The sequence below is a fragment of the Streptomyces sp. 1114.5 genome, from assembly GCF_003635085.1.
Lineage (GTDB): Bacteria > Actinomycetota > Actinomycetes > Streptomycetales > Streptomycetaceae > Kitasatospora.
The window spans coordinates 1908069-1930192 of sequence record NZ_RBXE01000001.1 but is presented as its reverse complement, the minus strand read 5'-3'; the positions used below and the strand labels follow the sequence as shown (position 1 = coordinate 1930192).

Genomic DNA, 22124 nt, shown 5'->3' with positions numbered 1-22124 from the left:
ACGAACTGGCCGCGCCGCTCTGAGCGGTCAGGGCGTCGGCCCTGCACTACAGCGGGGTGACGGCCTTCAGCACCACCAGCAGCGCCACGGCGGCGTTGAGCGCGCACAGCGCCGACGCCGCCGTACCCGCCGCGGCGACCATCGCCGCCAGGCCCGCCGGGGTCTTGGCCGGCGGCCAGTTGCGGGAGGTCGGCACCGGGCCGAGCAGCGCCGCCACCCGGCGCGGCACCGGTCCGGCCGCGGCGGCCGGGGCGGCGAAGGCCGCGAAGCCGGGCGCCGGCACGGCGTGCGAGACCAGGGCCGCCCGGGCCACCGCCCGCGCGGTGATCCGGCGGTCCCCCACGGCCTGCGCCGAGTCCTCGTCCGCCCACCGCTCCGCGCTGTACGCCACCGCGTCCTGCAGCGGCCGCAGGAAGGGGTTGACGCAGGCGGCGAGCTGGGTGGTCAGCAGGTACCGGTGGTGGCGGTGGCGCAGGTGCGCCCGCTCGTGCGCGAGCAGCGCCTCGCGCTCGTCCGCGGCGAGGCCGTCCAGCATCCCGGTGGAGACCACCACCCGCCCGGGCGAGCCGGGCAGCGCGTAGGCGTACGGGCTGCGGTCCGGCAGCACCGCGAGGTCGTCGGACGGCCCGGTACCGGCGGGCAGTCCGGCCAGCGCCCGGCGGGCCCGGGCGCGCACCCGCAGGTGCCGGACGACCGTCCGGGCGCAGGCGAAGCACACCAGCGCCAGCAACCACATCGCGGCCGTGCCGACCGTCTCGTGGTACGGCAGCGCGGCCCGCACCTCCGGGTCGGACCAGCTGTCCGGCAGCGGGTTGCCGGGGATCTGCGCGGTGCCGACGACCCCGATCAGCCCGAGGCAGAGCACGCTGCACACCGCCATCACCGCGCTGATCACGGTCATCAGCCGGGCCGCGCCGCGCGGGTGCAGGTGCTGCTCGGTCAGGCGGGCGATCGGTACCGCGGTGAGCGGCAGGACGAGCGGGAGGAAGACGAAGAAGCCCACGGGTCAGCTCTCACGGTCGGTCGCTGCCGGATCAGCGGACGTCTGCGGCCCGGCGGACGTCTCCGGGCCGGTGGACGCGGCGTCGAGCAGCGCCCGCAGCAGTTCCTCGTCGTGCGGCAGCAGCGCGCTGACGAAACTGGCCAGGACGGCGTCCCGGTCCGCCTCCCCGTCGAGCATCCGGCGCATCCGCAGCGCCGCCAGCCCGGCGGCGTCGGCGGAGGCCTGCCACAGGTAGGAGCGGCCGGAACGGGTCCGGGAGACGGCGTTCTTGGCGTGCAGCCGGGACAGGATGGTCATCACCGTGGTGTACGCCAGGTCGCCGTCCAGGCGCTCCTGGACCCACCCGGCGGAGGCCGGGCCGGGCGCCTGCTGGAGCACCGCCAGCACCTGCGCCTCCAGTTCGCCCTGACCGCGTCGTCGGGCCGGCGCGTCCCCGGTCGCCGGGGCGTGCCTCTCGTCTGCCATGACGGCCCACTCCCTCCGGATGCCGCGCCCGGACCGACGGGCGCGCCTTCATCCTAACGAGCGAGGGGCCGCGCCGAACCGGGCCGCGCAAGGGTTCCGGGCGTACGGCGCGGGCCCGGGGGGCCGTACGGCAGACCGCAGCCGGACGGCCGTACGGCCCGCCTCCGGGCGTACGGCGGCTCAGGTCCGGGCGCGCTGGGTCACCGCGATGCAGACCAGCACCACCACCGCCGTGACCGGCGCAGCCGCCGGCAGGTCCTCGCCGAGCAGCAGCACCGACCAGACCAGCGTCAGCAGCGGCTGCGCCAACTGCAGCTGACTGGCCCTCGGCACCCCGATCCCGGCCATCCCCCGGTACCAGAGCACGAACCCGCCGAACTGCGACACCCCCGCGATGTACAACAGCCCCGCCACCGCCTTCGCGCCGAACCGCACCGGCTCGGTGGACAGCCCGAACGCCGAGGTCAGCGCCATCACCGGCAGCGCTGCCAGCACCGCCCAGGCGATCACCTGGGCGCCCGGCAGGTCCCGGGACAGCCGCCCGCCCTCCGCGTACCCGGCGGCGCAGACCACCAGCCCGACGAACAGGTAGAGGTCGGCGACGGTCGGCCGCCCGTGGCTCTGCAGCAGGGTGAAGACGAGTACGGCCGACGCCCCGGCCAGCGCCGCCGCCCAGAACGCCCGGGACGGCCGACGCCCCGTCCGCACCGCCGAGACCACCGCGGTGGCCAGCGGCAGGACGCCGATGACCACCGCCGAGTGGGCGGTCGAGGAGGTACGCAGGGCGAGCGTGGTCAGCAGCGGGAAGCCGAGCACGCAGCCGGCGGAGACCACCAGCAGGCCGGGCCACTGCCGCCGCGTCGGCATCGGGGCGTCGGAGGCCAGCAGGTAGAGCCCGGCCAGCACCGCGGCCAGGACGCCGCGCAGGCCGGTCGAGGACCACGGGCCGAAGCCGGTCAGGGACCACGCGGTGGCGGGGAAGCTGAGCGAGAAGGAGGCCACCCCGAGGGCGGCGAGAGCGGTACCGGAGGTCCGGTCCTGCTGCGGTGCTACTGCCGCGGGGCGGATAGCGCTATCTTGTGCCGTCATGAACGAGCGTAGCAGTGTGACCGAACTCGCCGACAGTCTGCGGCGGGAGGTCGAGCGCTACCCGGAGGGACGGAAGCTGCCCTCCAGCCGGGCCCTGACGGAGCGCCACCAGGTCAGCCCGGTGACGGTCTCCCGGGCCATCGCGGTGCTCGTGGCCGAGGGCCTGGTGGTCTCCCGGCCGGGCGCGGGGGTGTTCCGGGCGGCAGCCTTCGCCGCGGCCCCGGCCGTCCCCGCCGCACCGGCCGGACGAACCGGCGACCTCTCCTGGCAGGAGATCGCGCTCAGCGCCGACTCCGGCCCGCGCGACCTGCTCGCCGCCCCGGTGTTCGCCACCCTCCGGGTGCCGCCGCCCGACGTGATCGACCTCAACAGCGGGTACCCGCACGCCTCGATGCTGCCCGAGCGCCTGCTCGCCGCCGTCCTCGCCCGGGCCGGCCGACGCCCGGGCGCCTGGAACCGGCCGCCCACCGACGGCCTCACCGAACTGCGCGGCTGGTTCGCCCGCGACATCGGCGGTCACGGCGGACCGATCGGCGCCGGGGACGTCCTGATCACGTCCGGCGGCCAGGGCGGGCTCACCGTCGCCATGCGCGCGCTCGCCGCACCCGGCGCACCCGTCCTGGTCGAGTCGCCGACGTACTCGGGCATCCTGGCCGTCATCCGGGCGGCCGGACTGCGCCCCGTCCCCGTCCCGATCGACGCCGACGGCGTCCGCACCGACCTGCTGGCGGACGCCTTCGCCGCCACCCGGGCCCGGGTCTTCGTCTGCCAGCCGCTGTTCCAGAACCCCACCGGCGCCGTACTCTCCCCCGCCCGACGGGCCGACGTGCTGCGGATCGCCCGGGCGGCCGGGGCCTTCGTGGTCGAGGACGACTTCGCCCGGCTGCTGGTACACGCCGACTCCCCCGCGCTGCCCCGACCGCTCGCCGCCGAGGACCAGGACGGCGTCGTGGTGCACCTGCGCTCGCTCACCAAGGCCGCCTCCCCCAACCTGCGGGTCGGCGCCCTCACCGCCCGCGGCCCGGCCCTCGCCCGGCTGCGGGCCACCCAGGTCGTGGACAGCTTCTTCGTACCCCGCCCGCTCCAGGAGGCGACGCTGGAACTCGTCGCCGACCCGGCCTGGGCCCGCCACCTGCGCACCCTCGGCGCCGAACTGCGCGACCGCCGCACCGCCGCCGTCGCCGCCCTGCACCGCGAGCTGCCCGGCTTCCTCACCACCCACCGCCCCGGCGGCTACCACCTGTGGCTGACCCTCCCGGACGGCACCGACGACGGCGCCCTCACCGCCGACGCCCTGCGCGCCGGCGTCCAGGTCACCCCCGGCCGCCCGTACCACGCCGCCGAACCCCCGGCCCCGCACCTGCGCCTCAGCTACGCCGCCGCCGAGAACCCCGCCCAACTCGTCGACGGCATCCACCGCCTCCGCACGGCGTACGAGAAATCGGCCCCCTGACCCCGACGGACACCCCACCACCGGCCACGCCGCCCCGGGCAGCGGCCCCTACCGCCCGCGCCCCGCCATCCCCTCCAGCCGGGCGATCCGCTCCGCCATCGGCGGGTGGGTGGAGAACAGCCTCGCCCCGGCCTCGCCCGGCCGGAAAGGGCTGGCGATCATCATGTGGCTCGCCGTCTGGAGCTGGGGCTCGGGCGGGAGGGGGAGTTGCCGGGTGCCGGCGTCGAGCTTGCGCAGGGCGCTGGCGAGGGCGAGCGGGTCGCCGGTGATCCGGGCGCCGTCGGCGTCGGCCTGGTACTCGCGGGAGCGGCTGACCGCCATCTGGATCAGCCCGGCCGCGAGCGGTCCGAGGATCATGATGGCGAGCATCCCGAACAGCCCCGGGCCGTCCTCGTCGTCGTCCCGCCCGAACGGGATCAGCCAGGCGAAGTTCACCAGGAACATCACCACCGAGGCGAGCGCCCCGGCGACCGAGGAGATCAGGATGTCCCGGTTGTAGACGTGGCTCAGCTCGTGCCCGAGCACGCCCCGCAGTTCGCGTTCGTCCAGGATCCGCAGGATGCCCTCCGTGCAGCAGACCGCCGCGTTGCGCGGGTTGCGGCCGGTGGCGAAGGCGTTCGGGGCCGGGGTCGGGGAGATGTAGAGGCGGGGCATCGGCTGCCGGGCCGAGGTGGAGAGCTCGCGCACGATCCGGTACAGCTGGGGCGCCTCGAACTCGCTGACCGGCCGGGCCCGCATGGCCCGCAGCGCGAGCTTGTCACTGTTCCAGTAGGCGTAGGCGTTGGTCCCGAGGGCGATCAGCAGGGCGATCACGAGGCCGGTGCGGCCGAAGAAGCTGCCGATCACCAGGATCAGCGCCGAGAGGCCCCCGAGCAGGACGGCGGTCCTCAGTCCGTTGTGCCGGCGGTGCACGTCAGGCCCTCCTGTGGTGCGGTGGGGAAGCCCTTTCTGCCTCGTCCCTCTTGCCCGCTCAACGGGCGGGGCCAGGGACCTTGTTCCCTTGTGACCGACGTGACACCACCGCGCCACGCCATCGCGACCCGCCACCGCGACACCGCGACACCGCACTGTCCGCCGCGCCGCTCCCGCCCGGGCGGCGCCGGCTCAGAACAGTGAGCCGCCCGCGACCTGGAGGACCAGCTGGGGTGCTACCGAGAGGACGATCGCGGCGGAGGCGGTGAGCCCCAGCGTCGCGGTCAGGCTGACCGGCAGGCGGCGCTCGTCCGGCGCCTGCGCACCGTCGCCCACGGGGGCGAACAGCCGCGCCGTCCACAGCAGGTAGTAGTACAGAGCGACGACCACATTGGCGGCCATCACCACGGCCAGCCAGCCCAGCCCGGCGTCGACGGCCGCGCGGAACACCACGACCTTGCCGAACAGGCCGATCACGCCCGGCGGCAGCCCGGCCAGGCAGAGCAGGAAGAAGGCGAGGGCCAGCGCCGTCCAGCGGCGGCGGGCGAACAGGCCGCGGAAGTCGTCCACGCTGGTCCCGGCCCGCCGGCCGACCGCCGCGACCACCCCGAAGGCGCCGAGGTTCACCACGCCGTAGATCAGCGCGTACGCGGCGGTGGCGCCGAGCGGGTCGGCCCCGGTGGGCGCGTAGCCGGCCGCGGCGAGCGGCACCAGCAGGTACCCGGCCTGACCGACCGAGGACCAGGCGAGCAGCCGCACCGCGCTGTACCGGGTGTCGAAGCGCTGCCGCAGCGCGCCGACGTTGCCGACGGTCATGGTGACGGCGGCCAGCACCGCGAGCACCAGCCCCCAGGTGTGGGCGTACGGGCGGAAGGCGATGGTGATGGCGAGCGCGAGCCCGGAGAGGCCGGCCGCCTTTCCGACCACCGAGAGGTAGCCGGCGACGGGCAGCGGGGCGCCGGTGTAGGTGTCGGGCACCCAGAAGTGGAACGGGACGGCGGCGACCTTGAACGCGAAGCCGACCAGGGTCAGCACCGCCCCCGCCTCGGCGAGCGGCTTGAGCTGCCCGGGGGCGTGCTCCAGGCCCTGGGCGACGGCGGCCAGGTGCAGGCTGCCGCTCGCGGCGTAGACGAAGCCGATGCCGAGCAGCATCACGGCGGTGGCGGTGACGGAGGAGACGAAGAACTTGAGCGCGGCCTCGGCGCCCCGGCCGTCCCGGCGCAGCGCGACCAGGGCGAAGGCGGGCAACGAGGCGACCTCCAGGGCGATCACCATGGTGGCGAGGTCGCGGGAGGCGGGCAGCAGGGCGGCGCCGGTGGCGCTGGAGAGCAGCAGGAACCAGTACTCGCCGCGCGGCAGGTCGTCGTCCTCGACGGCGTGGGCCGAGAGCAGGGCGGCGATCAGCGCGCCGCCGAGGGCGAGCAGCTGGAAGACCAGGGCGAAGTGGTCGGCGACGTAGGAGCAGCCGCCGTTGTCAGACCCCCCTGCTACGTTCTGCACGCAGAAGGTCGCTCGGGGTGACCCACCGGTGAGGGGGAGGAGTGCGATGAGGGCGAGGGCGAGTCCGGCCGCGGTGAGGCGGCCGAGCCACTTCTTGTGCCGCTCTGGCAGGAACAGGTCCGTGACCAGCACGGCGAGGGCGGCCACGGCGGCGATCAGCGGGGGCGCGATCGCCACCCAGTCCACGGACTGGATCAGGCTGCCCGGGTTGGCTACGGCGAGGGAGGTCACAGTGTGCTGCCCCGTGGAGTGAGGTCCGAGTGCGGCGGTCTGGGCTGCGAGCACGGTCAGCCACCTCCGAGGAGGTGCTTGACGGCCGGGTTCGAGAGGCCGAGCAGCAGCGCGGGCCAGAGGCCGGCGAGCAGGGTGAGCGCGGCCAGCGGCATCCAGCTGACGGCCTCGTACGGGCGCAGGTCGGCCACCTCGGCCACCGGCGCGGGCTGCTCGGGATCGCCCATGCAGACGCGCTTGACCACGATCAGCAGGTACGCGGCGGTGAGGAGGGTGCCGAGGCCGGCCAGGACCATGTAGGTGACGAAGGCGGGGCGGGACAGCCCCTCGGCGGGGTCGAACGCGCCGAACATGGCGAGCAGCTCGCCCCAGAAGCCGGCCAGGCCAGGCAGACCGAGGCTGGCGACGGCGGCGAAGGCGAGCAGTGCGCCGAGCCGTGGTGCCCGCCCGTACAGGGCTGCGCCGGTGGCGCCGGAGAGGGTGTCGAGGTCCGCCGTGCCGTAGCGGTCCTTGACGGCACCGACGACGAAGAACAGCAGGCCGGTGATCAGGCCGTGGGCGATGTTCGCGAACAGCGCGCCGTTGACGCCCACCGGGGTGAGGGAGGCGATGCCCAGCAGCACGAAGCCCATGTGGCCGACGGAGGAGTACGCGATCAGGCGCTTGAGGTCGCCCTTGGATCCGGAACCGGAGGCCGCGGAGCGCTTCGAAAGAAGGGTGGTGGTGGGGGACGGGAGGGCGAGCGCCAGACAGGCCAGCGAGCCGTAGACGATGCCGACGGCCGCGAAGGCGCCCAGGTAGGGGGCGAGCGTGGTGGTGCCGCCCGGCACGATCGGGAGGAGGACGCGGACGAGACCGTACGTACCCATCTTCAGCAGCACGCCGGCGAGCAGCACCGAGCCCACCGTCGGGGCGGCGGTGTGCGCGTCGGGGAGCCAGCTGTGCAGCGGCCAGGCGGGGGCCTTGACCGCGAGGCCGACCAGGATCGCCAGTGCGGCGATCACCTGGGTGGTGTGGCTCAGCCCGCTGCCGTGCGCGGCGGCCAGGGCCTGCATGTCGAAGGTGCCGGCCTTGCTGCCGATCAGCAGGAAGCCGAGCAGCATGACGGCCGAACCGAGCAGCGTGTAGAGGATGAACCGGTTGGCGGCCGGGGCCTTGGCGCCGCTCCCCCAGCGGGCGATCAGGAAGTACATCGGGATCAGCACGATCTCGAAGGCCAGGAAGAAGAGCAGGAGGTCCAGCACCGCGAAGGTGGCGAGCATGCCGACTTCGAGGAGGAGGAACAGCCCGACGAAGGCCTGAGCGGAGGGACGGGGCTCATCAGGGGCTCCGCCCCGGGCGTCCCCGTTCGGCAGCCGCTTCTCCGAGTAGAGCGCACAGAGGAAGGTGAGCAGTGCGGTCAGCACGATCAGCGGCAGTGAGACGCCGTCCACGCCGAGGTGGAAGCGCACGTGCAGGGCCGGGATCCAGGACACGTCGGTGGTGGCCTGCATCCGGGCGGGTTCGTCGTGGTCGAAGCCGGCCGCGAGGACGACGGTGAGCAGGAGCACAGCGCCGGTGACGACGGTGTTCAGGCGCAGCGCCCGCCGGTCGGCGACGGCCCGGTCCGCCCCGAACACCGGGGCCAGGGTGAGCGCGGCGCCGAGCAGCGGCAGTACCAGGAGGGCGATGAGGACTGCGTTCATCGGAGGCTCCCGGCGACAGTAGGCGAAACGGAGGTGGAGGACGGCACCGCTACACCGCCACCAGGACGGCCAGCAGGACGACGGCGGCGAGCAGCGCGCTGAGGTAGGTCTGCGCGTTGCCGGTCTGGGCGAGCCGGACGGCCCGGCCGAGCAGGTTGGCGCCGATCCCGCTGCCCTGCACGTAGCCCTCGACGACCTCGCGGTCGAGGAAGCGGACCAGTCGGGCGGCGGCGGCCACCGGGCGGACGAACAGCAGGTGGTACAGCCGGTCGACGCCGAAGCCGTGCCGGGCGGGGCCGAACAGCGGGCCGAGCAGGGTGCGGCCGGGGTCGGCGACGATCACCTCGGCGGCCGGCGCCCCGGCCTGCTCGGGCACCCGGCCGGCGACGGCCGGGGCGGGCCGGCCGGTGCCCAGCCGGGCGGTCGCCGAGCGCCAGGCGCCGTACGCGGCGAGCACGCCGACCACGGCGAGCCCGGTGCCGGTGACGGCGGTGACCGCGGAGGGCCGCAGAGTGCCGCCGTCCAGCAGCGCGGGCAGCCAGTCCGAGCGCAGGCCGGCGATGCCGAAGGCCATGGTCGGCACGGCCAGCACCCAGAGCGGCCAGCGCATCGCGGGCGGTTCGGCGGTGGCCGGGTCGGCCTCGTCCGCCTCGGGCGAGTACGGCGCGTCCGCCTCGTGGTCGGCCGCGACGGCCGCGGTCGTTGCTGCGGTCGTTGCTGCGGTCGTTGCCGTCGCCGTGGCGCGGTCGGCGTCGGGCAGCACCTGCGGTGCGGCCGCGGCGGCACCGGCCGGGCTGTGGAAGGCGACGAGGTAGAGCCTGGTCGCGTACGCGGCGGTGAGCAGCGCGGTGAGCCCGGCGGAGATCAGCACGATCCACCCGGCGGCTTCCGGCACCGCCGAGGCCGGGCCGAGGCCGTTGGTGAGCGCCTCGCCGTTGGCGGCGTGCTCGGCGGCGGTCAGCACCGCCTCCTTGCTGAAGAAGCCGGAGAACGGCGGCAGCCCGACCAGGGCGACGAGCGCGATGCCCATCGTCCAGTAGGCGTCCGGAACGCGCTTGCGCAGCCCGGGGATCCGGGACATCGCGGAGATCGAGTTGGTGTGCGCGGCGTGGATCACCACGCCGGCGGCCAGGAACAGCAGCGCCTTGAACGCGCCGTGGCTGACCAGGTGGAACACGGCGGCCTCGCGGTCCCCGGCGGCCAGCGCGCCGGCCATGTAGCCGAGCTGGCCGACGGTGGAGTAGGCGAGCACCCGCTTGAGGTCGTCCTGGGCGAGCGCGCACAGCGCCGAGCCGATCATCGTCACGGCGGCCATCACCGCCAGCACGACCAGCGCCGCGCCCGACAGCAGGAAGACCGGCAGCAGCCGGGCGACGAGGTAGATGCCGGCCGCGACCATGGTGGCGGCGTGGATCAGCGCGGAGACCGGGGTCGGGCCGGCCATCGCGTCCGGGAGCCAGGTGTGCAGCGGGAACTGTGCGCTCTTCCCGGCGACCCCGGCGAGCAGCAGCAGCGCGATCAGCGTCGGGTGGCCGAGCCTGCCCTCACCCGCGGCGGCCAGTACGTCCGGGATCCGGAAGCTGCCGGCGTCCGCGCCGAGCAGGAAGATCCCGAACAGGAACGGCACGTCGCCGAGCTTGGTGACCAGGAAGGCCTTGAGCGAGGCCGACCGGGCGTCGGCGGTCTCCCAGTGGTGGCCGATCAGGAAGTATGAGCACAGGCCCATGACCTCCCAGCCGACCAGCAGCACGATCAGGTCACCCGAGTAGACCACCAGGAACATCGCCGCGGTGAACAGCGAGACCAGGGCCGCGTACGAGGGGTAGCGCGGGTCGTGCTTCAGGTACGCGGTCGAGTAGACCTGGACGCAGGTGGCGACCAGGCCGACCAGCACGGAGATCAGCGAGCTGAAGCCGTCCAGGTGGAGGGCGAGCGCGATGTCCGGGCCGCCGGTCGGGGTGAGCCGGGTGGCCGCGTCGAGCGCCTGGCCGGTGCCGAGCTGGAGGGCGACCACCAGGGCGAGCACCGCCGAGACGGCGACCGGGACGATGGCCAGCGGCCGGGCCAGGCCGGGCGCCTTCCTGCCGACGGCCAGGGTCGCGGCGGCGCCGAGCGCGGGCAGCGCGGGGACGAGTACGGGCAGGGCGAGGTTCATGCGGCGGCCTGGCCCTTCAGCGCCTCGGCTCCGTTCGGCGCCTCCTCGGTGGCGAACGGCTCGGCCGGGTCGCCGAGCGCGGTGGCCCGGTCGATGTCCGCGGTGCCCCGGGCCCGGAACAGCAGCAGGACGATGGCGAGCCCCAGCCCGATCTCGGCGGCGGCGACGGTGATGGTGAACAGGGTGAGCGCCTGCCCGGCGTGCAGCGAGTCGCGCAGCCAGGCGTCGAAGGCGACCAGGTTGAGGTTGACGGCGTTGAGCATCAGCTCGACCGACATCAGCACCAGGACGGCGTTGCGCCGGGCGAGCACGCCGTACACGCCGACGGCGAACAGCAGCGCGGCGAGGACGACGGGGTAGACGAGATGCATCAGCTCTCCTCCGACGCGGCGGGCGCAGCAGGTGCGGCCGAAGCAACAGACGCAGCAGACGCTGCAGCAGGTGCCTCGGCCCGGGGCGCGGTCGCGGCCACCGTCCCGTTCGACCCGACCGGCCGCCCGACGCGCAGCTTGCCGGCCCGGGGCGCCGGCACCCGGCGCTTCGAGCCGCGCGACAGCACGATCGCGCCGACCAGCGCCGCCAGCAGCAGGACGGACAGCGCCTCGAAGGGCAGCACCCAGTTCCGGAACAGGCTCGCCCCGGTGACGGCGGCGGAGCCGCCGCCCGCGCCGAGGTCGATCCAGGAGGTCCGGAAGGCGTCGACCACCAGCGTGACCAGCGTCCCGGCCGAGGCCAGCGCCACGGCCAGGGCCACCCAGCGGTTCTTGGAGTCGGCGTCCGGCGAGCGCCCGATCGGCGCCTTGGTGAGCATCAGCCCGAACAGCACCAGGACGACCACCGAGCCGAGGTAGATCAGCACCTGCACCCAGGCGATGAACTCGGCCGTGAGCAGCAGGAACTCCACCGCCAGCCCGCCGAGCGCGACGACCAGCCAGAGCGCGGCGTGCACCAGCTGCTTGGTGGTCACGGCGACCACGGCCGAGCCGAGCACGGCGATGCCGACCAGCAGGAAGACGATCTCCTGCCCGGTCGGGGACAGGAACGAACGGGCGGCCGGCTCCAACGAGCCGGTCGCCGCGAGAAGCGTGGCGGCCGTACTCATGCGTCGTCACCCTTCCCTTCCGAAACCTCCGCCGCCGCAGCGGCAGCAGCAGCAGCCAGCTTGTCCGCCGCCTTGCGCGCGGTGGCGATCTCCTTGGGCTCCTCGGCCGCCGGGTCCAGGGCCGGCGGCGCGGGAACGGTCCACATCCACTCGCGGAGCTTCTCCCGCTCGTGGGTCAGCTCGTGGATGTCCGTCTCGGCGTACTCGAACTCCGGGGACCAGAACAGTGCGTCGAAGGGGCAGACCTCGATGCAGATACCGCAGTACATGCAGAGCGAGAAGTCGATGGCGAACCGGTCCAGCACGTTGCGGGTGCGGGCCCGGGCGTTCGGCTCGGCGGCCGGCAGCGTCTCCTTGTGGGAGTCGATGTAGATGCACCAGTCGGGGCACTCGCGCGCGCAGAGCATGCACACCGTGCAGTTCTCCTCCAGCAGCGCGATGACGCCGCGCGAACGCGGCGGCAGCACCGGCTGCACGTCGGGGTACTGCGCGGTGACGCTCTTCTTCGTCATCGTCCGCAGAGTCACGGCCAGCCCCTTGGCGAGGCCGACACCGGGAAAACTCATGAGATCGCCACCTTGATGATGCCGGTGAGGGCCAGCTGGACCAGGGCGAGCGGGATCAGCACCGTCCACGCGAAGCGCATCAGCTGGTCCTCGCGCAGCCGCGGGTAGGTGACCCGCAGCCAGATGACCACGAAGGCCAGCGCGAAGGTCTTGAGGATCATCCAGAGCCAGCCGAGCTGGTCCGGCATCGGCCCGTGCCAGCCGCCCAGGAAGAGCACCGCGGTCAGCGCGGACACCACGAGGATTCCCACGTACTCGGACAGCAGGAAGAGCGCGAACCGCAGGCCGGTGTACTCGGTGTACGCGCCGAAGATGATCTCCGAGTCGGCGACCGGCATGTCGAACGGCGGGCGCTGCAGCTCGGCCAGACCGGCCGTGAAGAAGACGAACGCACCGATGATCTGCCACGGCAGCCAGTACCACTCCCAGGCGTCCACGATCCCGGGCAGCGAGAGGGTGCCGGCGGCCATCGCCACCGAGGCCGCCGCCAGCACCATCGGCAGCTCGTACGACATCAGCTGCGCGGCCGTCCGCAGACCGCCGAGCAGCGAGAACTTGTTCGCCGAGGCCCAGCCGGCCATCAGCTTGCCGATCACGCCGACGCCCATCACGGCCAGCACGAAGAACAACCCGGCGTCGATCGCCTGGCCGACGAAGCCGTCCGGCCCGACCGGGATCGCCAGCAGCACGAACAGGTACGGCAGCAGCGAGACGGCCGGTGCCAGCTGGAAGATCCGGCGGTCCGCCCCGGCCGGGACGATGTCCTCCTTCTGCGCGAACTTCACACCGTCCGCGACGAGCTGCGCCCAGCCGTGGAAGCCACCCGCGTACATCGGGCCGAGCCGGCCCTGCATGTGCGCCATCACCTTGTGCTCGGTCTGGCCGATGACCAGCGGGAAGACCAGGAAGACGACGAGGGTGGCGACGCAGCGCAGCAGCGTGTCGAGCAGGTTCACGTGCCGTCTCCGTCCCGGTCGGCCGGGTCGGCCGCCGTCTCGTCCTGCTGCCCCGGCGCAGCCTGCTCGTCCGCGTCCTTCTCGCCCGCGTCCGGCTTGCCCGCGTCCGGCTCGCCCGAGGGCTTCTCCTCGTGGGCCGGCACCGGGTTGTGCCAGGGCGCGTCGGAGGAGGAGGGCCGCGCGGGGGCCGGGCGCCCGGGCGTCGCCTCGTCAGCGGCCTGGCTGACCGACCCGTCGGAGACGGATCGCGTCCGCCGCGGCCGGTCCGCCCGCACCGGCGGCGCCTCCTCAGCCGAAGCCGAAGCCGAAGCCGAAGCGGGGACGGCAGGAGCACCGGCAGGAGCAGCAGCGGCAGGAGCCTCCTGGCTCGCCGAGCCCTCCGACACCGAGCGCGTCCGCCGCGGCCGGTCGGCCCGGACGGGCGCACCCTCGGCAGCGGCAGCAGCACCGCCGGCAGCGGCAGCACCCGCCGCCCGAGGCGTGCGCGCCGCCGCACCCGCCGCCCGCGCACCGCGCGCGGGCCGCTCGGCGACCGGCGGCAGGGTGCCCTTGAGCGGCCCCCACTCGTTCGGGTCCGGCACGCCGGCCGGCTGCATCTTGCGCCGGGCCGGCCCGCCCCCGTGGTCCGACTCGCCCGGCTCCTTGGCGCCCGGCCAGTCCTTGGCGACCCGGGCCGCGAGCACGAACTCCTTGCGCAGCGGGTGCCCCTCGAAGCCGTCCGGCAGCAGCAGGGTGACCAGGTGGGGGTGCCCGGGGAAGTCGATGCCGAACATCTCGTGCGTCTCGCGCTCGTGCCAGGCGGCACCGGCGTAGACGGCGACGGCGCTCGGCAGGACCGCCCCGTCGCGCGGCAGCCTGGTGCGCAGCGCGAGGTGCCGCACGCCCGGCGCCTGGACGGCGGCCAGGTGCGCGACCACGGAGAAGCCCTCGGCGAGCTCGTCGACGGCGCTCAGCCAGTCGAAGAAGCCGAGGCCCAGGGCGTCCCGGGCGTTGGTGAGCGCCTCGACCCAGTGCTCGGCCGGCACGTCGACGGTGATCAGCCCGTACGCCTCGGCGCCGGTCGCCCACTCCCCGACCGACGCCGCGTACTCCTCTGCCGTGGTCACGACACCGCTCCCTCGTTCGAAGGCCCGGCGACCAGCGGACGCCGCAGCGCCGCGGCGGGCGCCGCCGGGGCGGTGTAGCGGCCGGGCAGCGACTCCTCGGCGATCTTCTCCTGCAGCTTGAGGATGCCCTGGAGCAGCGCTTCGGGCCGGGGCGGGCAGCCGGGCACGTAGACGTCGACCGGGATGATCTGGTCCACGCCCTTGGTGACCGAGTACGAGTCCCAGTAGGGCCCGCCGGAGTTGGAGCAGGCGCCGAAGGAGATCACGTACTTCGGCTCGGGCATCTGCTCGTAGAGGCGCTTGACGGCGGGCGCCATCTTGTCGGTGACCGTCCCGGAGACGATCATCAGGTCCGCCTGCCGGGGCCCCGGCGCGAACGGGATGACGCCCATCCGGATGAAGTCGTGCTTGGCCATGGACGCGGCGATGAACTCGATCGCGCAGCAGGCCAGGCCGAAGTTGAAGCACCAGAGGCTGTAGCGGCGGCCCCAGTTGAGCACCACCTTGACCGGGTCCGGCGCGAGCCGGGCCAGCGGGCCGATGCCGCGGCGCTCGACGGCGCCCGGGCGGGCCGGGTCCGGCAGGCCGAGCGGGACGGGGCCGCCCTGCGCGCCGTGGGAGTGCGGGTGGGAGTGCGTCACGTCCATTCCAGAACGCCCTTCTTCCAGGCGTAGAGCAGCCCGACCGCGAGGAAGCCGATGAAGAGGAACATCTCGATCAGCGTTCCGGCGCCGTACCCGGCGGTGGCGAAGACCGTCGCCCACGGGAACAGGTAGATCGCGTCGACCGCGAAGATCACGTACAGGAAGGCGTACACGTAGTAGCGGATCTGGGTGTGCGCCCAGTCCTCGCCCACCGGGTCCACACCGCACTCGTAGGCGAGGAGTTTCTCGGGCGAGTACACCACCGGCCGCAGCAGACGGTTGGCGGTGAACGCCACGGTGACGAAGAGCACCCCGACGACGGCCAGCAGGCCCATCGCGGCGTACGCGTCGAAGTAGCCGCTGCCGGCCGCCGGGCCGGCCACGACGGCAGCCGCGTGCTGCCCCTCCATGCCTTCGCCTCCACCTCGGCCGTGAATCCGCCCCTCAAGGCAGTTCTACGACGTTTCTTCGCACGGTCATAGCCACGATCACAACCACGGCCAATGCGTGAGTCTAAGGGGACGGCCGAACTCCGCCCGAACCCTGCCCGCTCCGCAAGACGCCCCGTGGACACCGCGTGGACACCCCGGTGAACACCCGGCGACCGGGACGGCGGCCGGGCCGGGGTGGGGATAACCCCCGGCCTGGAAGATGTATCACCCCCATGGCCCCCACCGCCCCCGGTTCGGGAAGCTTGGTCCAGTCACACGATCAAGAGGGACGGTAGATCCGGATGAAGCCGCTGCACCGCCGCGCCGTGGACGCCATCAAGGAGCAGGACGCCCGGATGGAGCGCCCGCCGCTGTACGGCGCCCGGATGTGGCGCCAGGCCGGGCGGCTGCTGCTGAACCTGCCGCTGGGCATCGCGGGCTTCGTCCTGGCGGTCGTGACGCTCTCGGTCGGCCTGGGGCTGTCGGTGACCGTGGTCGGCCTGCCGCTGCTGGCCGGCGGGCTGGCCGCCCAGCGCTCCCTGGGCGCGCTGGGCCGGCGCCGGGCCCGGGCGGTGTACGGCTCCGGGATCCGCGAGCCGCAGCCGGTGCAGCCGCGCCGCCCGGGCGTGGTCGGCTTCACCATCGCCCACCTCACGGACCTGCTGAACTGGCGCACCGCGCTCTACAACGTGCTGATGCTGCCCTGGGGCATCCTCAGCTTCACCGTCACCCTGGTCGCGGTCGTGGTGATGTGGCCGGTGCTGCCCTGGGTGATCCGCGGCCTGGCGGCGATCGACCGGATCCTGATCGAGTCGCTGCTCTTCCCCGGGGGCGATCTCGCCGAGCGGGTGCGCGAGCTGGAGGACGACCGCGGCACCGTCGTCGACACCGCCGCCGCCGACCTGCGCCGGATCGAGCGCGACCTGCACGACGGCGCCCAGGCCCGGCTGGTCGCGCTGGCGATGGACCTCGGCATGGCCAAGGAGCGGCTGCGCGAGGTGGAGACCGAGGAGGACATGGCGGCCGCCGCGAAGATGGTCGACAACGCGCACGGCGAGGTGAAGCTGGCCCTGCAGGAGCTGCGCGACCTGGCCCGCGGCATCCACCCGGCGGTGCTCACCGACCGCGGCCTGGACGCCGCGCTCTCCGCGGTGTCCGCCCGCTGCACCGTCCCCGGCGGGGTCAAGGTGAAGGTCGACCTGGCGGGCCCCGACGGCGAGCCGCAGCGCCCGGACTCGGCGGTCGAGGGCATCGCGTACTTCACCGTCAGCGAGCTGCTGACCAACGTCTCCAAGCACGCGGGCGCCCGCACCGCCTCGGTCGACGTCTGGCGCTCGGACGACCAGCTGATGGTGCTGGTCCAGGACGACGGCCGGGGCGGCGCGGCCCCCTACCCGGGCAGCGGCCTGGCCGGGCTGGCCGAGCGGATCCGCGCGGTGGACGGGGTCTTCCTGGTGGACAGCCCGGAGGGCGGCCCCACCACCGTCACCGTCGAACTGCCCTGGCGCACCCACACCGCCCGCCGCTGACCCGCCGAGGCCGACATCGAGGACACACCGAGGACGACAAGAAGCGCCGGGCCCCCGTCGAGGCAGTGACGGGGGCCCGGCGCCGATCCGGTGCGGCAGCCGGCCCGCGGAACCCTTGCGCGGCGTGCGGCCCGGCCCGCCGCACCGGGGCCAGGGGTCCTACGGCTAGGAGGTGGTCTCCAGCGTGCCGAGGGTGACGTCGGCGGTCATGGAGTTGCCGTCCCTGAGGTAGGTGACGGTGACCTTGCTGCCCGGGGTGAGCGAGGCGAGCGCGGTGGTGAGCGCGTTCAGCGAGTCGACCGGGGTGTCGCCGATCCTGGTGATGACGTCCCCGGGCTGCAGCCCCGCCGCGGCGGCCGCGCCGGACGGGCTGACCGCCACGATGACCGCTCCGGCCGGCTGGAACTGCTGGTTGAAGCTGGTCCGGGCGGTGATGCCGAGCGCGGCCCGGCCGGAGTTGGTGACCTTGCCCTGCTTGATCAGCTGGTCGGCGATGTTGGTGATGGTGCTCGCCGGGATGGCGAAGCCGATGCCGGGGGCGGCGGCGCCGTTGGCCTGCGGCTCGGTCGCGGCGAGCGTGTTGATGCCGATCACCTGGCTGTCCAGGTTGACCAGCGCGCCGCCGCTGTTGCCCGGGTTGATCGCGGCCGAGGTCTGCACCATGTTGCCGATGGTGGCGCCGGGCGAGCCGGGGCCCTGGGGTTCGGAGACGGTCCGGCCGATGGCCGACACGATGCCCTGGGTGACGCTGCTGGAGAGTCCGAGCGGGCTGCCCATGGCGAGGGTGATCTGGCCGAGCTCGACCTTGGAGGAGTCGCCGAAGGTCGCGGGCTTGAGGCCACCGGGCGGGCTGCTCAGCCGGATCACCGCGAGGTCGGAGTCGGGGTAGCTGCCGACCAGGGTGGCGTCCAGCGCCTTGGTGCTGTTGGCGAGGGTCACGGTGAAGGTGTTCGCGGTTCCGACCACGTGGGCGTTGGTGACGATGTCGCCCTTGTCGTCGTAGACGATCCCGGAGCCGAGGCTGTCGCCGGTGGTGATCTGCACCACCGAGGGCAGCACGTCGGCGATCACCTTCTGGTAGGCGTCCTGCAGCTGGTTGGCGCCCTGCGTCGGGGCCGAGGAGGCCTGCTTGGCGCCGGCCGAGGGCGAGGAAACGGAGGAGGCCGAGGAGGACGAGCCGCTGCTGCAGCCGGCGAGGGTCAGTGCGGTAGCCACCGCGACCGCGACCGCCGCCGGCCACCGCCCCCCGGGCACCGCCTTGGGCCCGGTCGGACGGGGCCCGGCCGGCAGGGGGCGGTTGTGTTCCTTCTTGCGGCTCACCTGGCTGCCTCCGATTCGTCACCACGCCGAGGAGCGCGGGCATGAGGACACGGAAATCTTTGTCAGCATTTCACCGATTTATCCGATTCGCTGGCCGGACTCGCCCGAAAAATCGACCGGAACACGGCCGGAAAGTCGACCGGATCCGAACGCCTAGGATCAGCGCATGACTTGGTTGATCACCGGCGGTGCCGGATACATCGGCGGACACGTCGTCCGCCAGCTGCTCGACGCCGGTGAGCGCGTCGTCGTCCTGGACGACCTCAGCACCGGCGACGCCACCCGCCTGCCGTCCGACGTCGTCCTGGTCGAGGGCTCCACCCTGGACCGCAGCGTCCTGGACGCCGCGATCCGCGAGCACGGCGTCCAGGGCGTCCTGCACTTCGCCGCCAAGAAGCAGGTCGGCGAGTCGGTCGAGCAGCCCTTCCTGTACTACCGCGAGAACGTGATCGGCCTGCAGACCGTCCTGGAGGCGGCCGCCGAAGGCGGGGTCAAGCGCTTCCTGTTCTCCTCCTCCGCCGCCGTCTACGGCATGCCGGACGTCGACCTGGTCACCGAGTCGACCCCCTGCGACCCGATGAGCCCGTACGGCGAGACCAAGCTGGCCGGCGAGTGGCTGGTCGCCGCGGCCGGCAAGGCGTACGGCATGTCCACCGTGGCCCTGCGCTACTTCAACGTGGCCGGTGCCGCCTCCCCCGAGCTCTCCGACGCCGGCGTGTTCAACCTGATCCCGATGGTGTTCGAGCGGCTGACCGCGGGCCAGGCCCCGCGGATCTTCGGCGGCGACTACCCGACGCCGGACGGCACCTGCGTGCGCGACTTCATCCACGTCTCCGACATCGCCTCGGCGCACGTGGCGGCCGCCAAGCGACTGGCCGCCGACCCGGCCGGGGAGACCACGCTGGTGCTCAACATCGGCCGCGGCGAGGGCGTCAGCGTCAAGGAGATGCTGGAGGTGATCGGCAAGGTGACCGGCTACGACACCACCGCCGAGGTGACGCCCCGCCGCCCCGGTGACCCCGCCCGGGTGGTGGCCTCCGCCGACCTGATCCACCGCGAGCTGGACTGGACCGCGCGCCACGGCGTGGAGGAGATGGTGGCCTCCGCGTGGGAGGGCTGGTGCAGCCGCCACCCCGAGGCCCGCAAGGCCTGAGCTCCTGAGCCGGGCCCGAGCCCGCTCCTGAGCCGTCCGCCACGGCGGCGGGGCGCCCGCCCCGCCGCCGTACCGGTTCAAGGCACCGGCTCAGCGCACCGGCTCAGCGCACCGGGACGGCCGTGCCGTAGAAGGCGTCCAGCGCGTAGACGCAGCGGTCCTTGGAGCCGACGAAGACCCGCCCGCCGACCGCCACCGGTGAACCGGTGAGCTCGCCCTTGGTGCCGAGCTCCCAGCGCAGCTGACCGCTCGCCAGGTCCAGGGTGTGCAGCGAGTGGTCCCGGCTGCCCAGGTGCACCAGGCCGTCGGCCACCGCCGGGGAGCCGACGATCTCGCCGCGGGCGGTGTAGCGCCAGCGCTCCCGGCCGGTCGCCGCCTCGAAGGCGTACAGCACCTCGCCGCTGCCGACCAGCACCATGCCGTCCCCGACCACCACCGGCTCGGCGCCCTGGCGGCTGCCGGTGACCCCGCGCCAGCGGTCCAGGCCGGTGGCCGCGTCCAGCGCGTAGACGGTGCCCAGGTAGTCGGCCACGTAGACCGCGTCGGCGTCCAGGGCCGGCGGGGTGAACAGCACCACCGGGGCCTCGAAGCGCCAGCGCTCGGCCCCGCTGGCCGCGTCCAGCGCGTACACCCGGGTGCCGGCCGTCACGTACAGCACGCCGCCGCGCTCGACCGGGTGCGAGGGCACGTCCTCGCCGACCGGGAACGACCAGCGCAAACCGGCGCCGCGCGGGTCGATGCAGCGCAGTCGCCCGGCGCCGTAGTAGTAGGCGGCGCCGCCCACCAGGACAGGGCCGGACTGCGGGTTCTCGTAGTCCTGCTGGGCGTCGTCGGCCCGCCACAGCTCGGCGCCGTTGGCGGCCGAGCGCAGCTGGACGCCGCCGCCCCTGATGCCGCAGCAGAGCACGCCGTCGGCGGCGGAGAGCGAGTAGACCCAGCCCTCCAGCGAGGTGCGCCAGCGCTCGGTGCCGTCCGCGGCGTCCACGGTGTACAGGTGCGGGCCGTCGGCGGCGTGCACCCGGCCGGCGTCCACCGCGAGCGCCCAGGCGACGTCCCGGGTCTTGTAGCGGCGCTCGCCGGAGCCGATGTCCAGCGCGTGCACCTCGAAGCTGGAGACGAAGAGCGTGCCGTCAGCGACCAGCGGGGTGCCCCAGACGTCGTTGGACATCCGGAACCGCCAGGGGCGCCAGCGGGCGGCCGGGGCCGGCACGGGCGGCGGGGTGGGGACCGTCCGGCGGACCCAGTCGGTCGCGGCCGGAGCGGTGTTCGGGCCGGGCTGCTCGTGCTCGGCGCGCGGCCCCGGGCCTATCCGCACCGAGGCGCCGGACAGCTGCACCTCGACGTCGCCGCTGCCGGCGGGCGCGCGGTGCCGGTTCGGGGCGGCGATCTTCGCGGTCGGGATCTCGGCGTCGGAGGCGTGGCCCGGCTGCGGCGCGCTGTGCACCGGCCCGGCCGGCGACTGCGCGTGCCGCCCGCCCGGGTTGGTGCGCGGGTCGGCCGGCCCGTGGGACTGCTGCGGGTGCGGCGGGGGCGCGTGCGGGTGCGGGTGGGACTGCGGCGGCTCGGACGGGCCGTGCGCGGCCCGGGGCGGCGGCGCGGTCTGCCGGCGGCCGCGCTTGCGCTCGATCAGCTCCAGCGCGTTGGCGGGGAGCCAGTCGCTGGCCTCGCCGGAGGCGTCGTCCCGGGAGAAGAGGTGCGGGGCCAGCTCGGCCTGGATCTGCGCCGGGGTGGGCCTGCGCTCGGGCGCCTGCTGCATGCAGGCCCGGACCAGGTCCATCAGCTCCGGCGGCATGCCGGTCAGGTCCGGCTCCTCGCGCAGCAGCTGGAACACCGTCTCGACCGGGTTGGAGCCCCGGTACGGCGGGTGGCCGGTGGCGCAGAAGACCATCAGCGAGCCGAGCGAGAAGACGTCGCTGGCGCCCCGGACGGTCCGGCTGTCCCGGGCCTGCTCGGGGGACATGTAAGCGGGGGTGCCGACCGCGACGTTGGTCATGGTGAGCCGGGTGCTGGAGACCCCGGCCGCGATGCCGAAGTCGATCACCTTCGGCCCGTCCTCGACCACCAGGACGTTGGAGGGCTTGAGGTCGCGGTGGATCAGTCCGGCCGCGTGGATGGACTCCAGGGCCTCCGCGATGCCGGCGACCAGCCAGCGGGTGGCCTCCACCGGCAGCGGGCCGCAGTCCTCGACCAGGTCCTCCAGCGAGGGGGCCGGGATGTACGCGGTGGCCAGCCAGGGCACCCGGGCGTCCGCGTCGGCGTCCACCACGGCCGCCGTGTAGAAGCCGCCGACCGTCTTGGCGGCCGCGATCTCCCGGGCGAAGCGGACGCGGAACAGGTCGTCCTCGGCCAGCTCCGCCCGGACGGTCTTGATGGCCACCCGTCGGCCGGCCGCGGAGCGCGCCAGGTAGACCAGCCCCATCCCACCCGCGCCGAGCCGCCCCAGCACCTCGAAGGGCCCGATCCGCCTCGGATCGTGCGCCGTCAGCTGGTCCACTCCGCTGCCACCTCCCCGTTGTCCGCACCCGCCGCGTGGTGCCGGACCCGATTCTCCAATGCCGCCCGGTGCATCTCCAACCTCCCCCGCTCGGAGGGCCCGCCGACCCGAGCGGACGACCCGCCGGGCGGGCCCCTGGTCAGCGCGGACGGAACGGCCGGATTCTGACGTCCGCTCCGGCCGCGGCTTGCGCCGGACCCGCCGGACCGTCCACTTCCGGACGGTTCGCCACCGACCCAAGTTCGTCACGCTCTGTCACGCGACCATCCCTCAGCGGACTCGCCGTCACGCTGCGAGATCGAAAGCACACGGGGGGGCTTCAACAGGCCC

Annotated in this window: 19 protein-coding genes; 3 read left to right on the top strand and 16 right to left on the bottom strand. The window is 74.0% G+C overall.

The window, feature by feature from the left end; all coding sequences use genetic code 11:
* Window positions 1-46: 46 nt before the first annotated feature.
* From BX285_RS08405 to BX285_RS08395, 3 genes are all read right to left on the bottom strand, one after another.
* A complete protein-coding gene (locus BX285_RS08405) occupies window positions 47-1003 on the bottom strand; it encodes a M48 family metalloprotease (protein ID WP_097237435.1) in 957 nt (318 codons plus the stop codon).
* A gap of 3 nt (window positions 1004-1006) precedes the next feature.
* Window positions 1007-1468, bottom strand: a complete 462-nt coding sequence (locus BX285_RS08400; RefSeq protein ID WP_121174825.1) for a BlaI/MecI/CopY family transcriptional regulator — start codon at window positions 1466-1468, stop codon at window positions 1007-1009.
* A 180-nt stretch (window positions 1469-1648) separates the two neighbouring features.
* Window positions 1649-2557 carry a DMT family transporter gene (locus tag BX285_RS08395; protein ID WP_121174824.1) on the bottom strand — a complete coding sequence of 303 codons (909 nt, stop codon included), beginning with the start codon at window positions 2555-2557 and terminating at the stop codon, window positions 1649-1651.
* Here BX285_RS08395 and BX285_RS08390 point away from each other — a divergent pair.
* Window positions 2556-4010 (top strand): PLP-dependent aminotransferase family protein, encoded by a 1455-nt coding sequence (locus tag BX285_RS08390; RefSeq protein ID WP_121174823.1) that lies wholly within the window; start codon window positions 2556-2558, stop codon window positions 4008-4010. The genes BX285_RS08395 and BX285_RS08390 overlap by 2 nt on opposite strands.
* Window positions 4011-4058: 48 nt before the next feature.
* Here the strand turns inward: BX285_RS08390 and htpX are convergent, their stop codons facing one another.
* The 11 genes from htpX to BX285_RS08335 form a co-directional block, all read right to left on the bottom strand.
* Window positions 4059-4922, bottom strand: coding sequence for a zinc metalloprotease HtpX (gene htpX, locus BX285_RS08385; protein ID WP_097237431.1), 864 nt, complete (start codon window positions 4920-4922; stop codon window positions 4059-4061).
* 192 nt (window positions 4923-5114) lie between these two features.
* On the bottom strand, window positions 5115-6653 hold the full coding sequence (locus BX285_RS08380) for an NADH-quinone oxidoreductase subunit N (protein ID WP_121177354.1): 1539 nt from the start codon (window positions 6651-6653) through the stop codon (window positions 5115-5117).
* Between the two features lie 56 nt (window positions 6654-6709).
* Complete coding sequence (locus tag BX285_RS08375; protein WP_121174822.1) at window positions 6710-8338, bottom strand: NuoM family protein; 1629 nt, start codon at window positions 8336-8338, stop codon at window positions 6710-6712.
* Window positions 8339-8387: 49 nt separating this feature from the next.
* Window positions 8388-10493: an NADH-quinone oxidoreductase subunit L gene (locus tag BX285_RS08370; RefSeq protein WP_121174821.1), complete on the bottom strand. Its 2106-nt coding sequence runs from the start codon at window positions 10491-10493 to the stop codon at window positions 8388-8390.
* Entirely contained in the window at window positions 10490-10864 is a 375-nt protein-coding gene (gene nuoK, locus BX285_RS08365) for an NADH-quinone oxidoreductase subunit NuoK (protein WP_121174820.1), read from the bottom strand. Before nuoK ends, BX285_RS08370 begins: the two co-directional genes overlap by 4 nt.
* The gene (locus BX285_RS08360; protein ID WP_121174819.1) at window positions 10864-11595 is read right to left on the bottom strand and encodes an NADH-quinone oxidoreductase subunit J; all 732 of its coding nucleotides are present in this window, start codon (window positions 11593-11595) and stop codon (window positions 10864-10866) included. The genes nuoK and BX285_RS08360 overlap by 1 nt, the downstream gene beginning before the upstream one ends.
* Window positions 11592-12161, bottom strand: a complete 570-nt coding sequence (locus BX285_RS08355) for an NADH-quinone oxidoreductase subunit I (protein WP_121174818.1) — start codon at window positions 12159-12161, stop codon at window positions 11592-11594. The genes BX285_RS08360 and BX285_RS08355 overlap by 4 nt, the downstream gene beginning before the upstream one ends.
* Window positions 12158-13111: an NADH-quinone oxidoreductase subunit NuoH gene (nuoH, locus tag BX285_RS08350; RefSeq protein ID WP_097240165.1), complete on the bottom strand. Its 954-nt coding sequence runs from the start codon at window positions 13109-13111 to the stop codon at window positions 12158-12160. Before nuoH ends, BX285_RS08355 begins: the two co-directional genes overlap by 4 nt.
* 2 nt (window positions 13112-13113) lie before the next feature.
* Window positions 13114-14223: an NADH-quinone oxidoreductase subunit C gene (locus BX285_RS08345; protein ID WP_121174817.1), complete on the bottom strand. Its 1110-nt coding sequence runs from the start codon at window positions 14221-14223 to the stop codon at window positions 13114-13116.
* Window positions 14220-14870 (bottom strand): NADH-quinone oxidoreductase subunit B, encoded by a 651-nt coding sequence (locus BX285_RS08340; protein ID WP_097237424.1) that lies wholly within the window; start codon window positions 14868-14870, stop codon window positions 14220-14222. Before BX285_RS08340 ends, BX285_RS08345 begins: the two co-directional genes overlap by 4 nt.
* Window positions 14861-15277 carry an NADH-quinone oxidoreductase subunit A gene (locus BX285_RS08335; RefSeq protein WP_097237423.1) on the bottom strand — a complete coding sequence of 139 codons (417 nt, stop codon included), beginning with the start codon at window positions 15275-15277 and terminating at the stop codon, window positions 14861-14863. Before BX285_RS08335 ends, BX285_RS08340 begins: the two co-directional genes overlap by 10 nt.
* Window positions 15278-15654: 377 nt before the next feature.
* Between BX285_RS08335 and BX285_RS08330 the strand changes: the two genes are divergently transcribed.
* A complete protein-coding gene (locus BX285_RS08330; RefSeq protein ID WP_257033087.1) occupies window positions 15655-16827 on the top strand; it encodes a sensor histidine kinase in 1173 nt (390 codons plus the stop codon).
* A gap of 165 nt (window positions 16828-16992) precedes the next feature.
* On the opposite strand, the gene BX285_RS08325 is transcribed toward BX285_RS08330, so the two are convergent.
* On the bottom strand, window positions 16993-18081 hold the full coding sequence (locus BX285_RS08325; RefSeq protein WP_121177351.1) for a trypsin-like peptidase domain-containing protein: 1089 nt from the start codon (window positions 18079-18081) through the stop codon (window positions 16993-16995).
* Window positions 18082-18313: 232 nt separating this feature from the next.
* Here BX285_RS08325 and galE point away from each other — a divergent pair, with 232 nt between their 5' ends.
* Window positions 18314-19300, top strand: a complete 987-nt coding sequence (gene galE / locus BX285_RS08320; protein ID WP_097237421.1) for a UDP-glucose 4-epimerase GalE — start codon at window positions 18314-18316, stop codon at window positions 19298-19300.
* Window positions 19301-19403: 103 nt separating this feature from the next.
* Here galE and BX285_RS08315 read toward each other — a convergent pair whose 3' ends face one another.
* A complete protein-coding gene (locus tag BX285_RS08315; RefSeq protein ID WP_121174816.1) occupies window positions 19404-21794 on the bottom strand; it encodes a PQQ-binding-like beta-propeller repeat protein in 2391 nt (796 codons plus the stop codon).
* Window positions 21795-22124 lie beyond the last annotated feature (330 nt).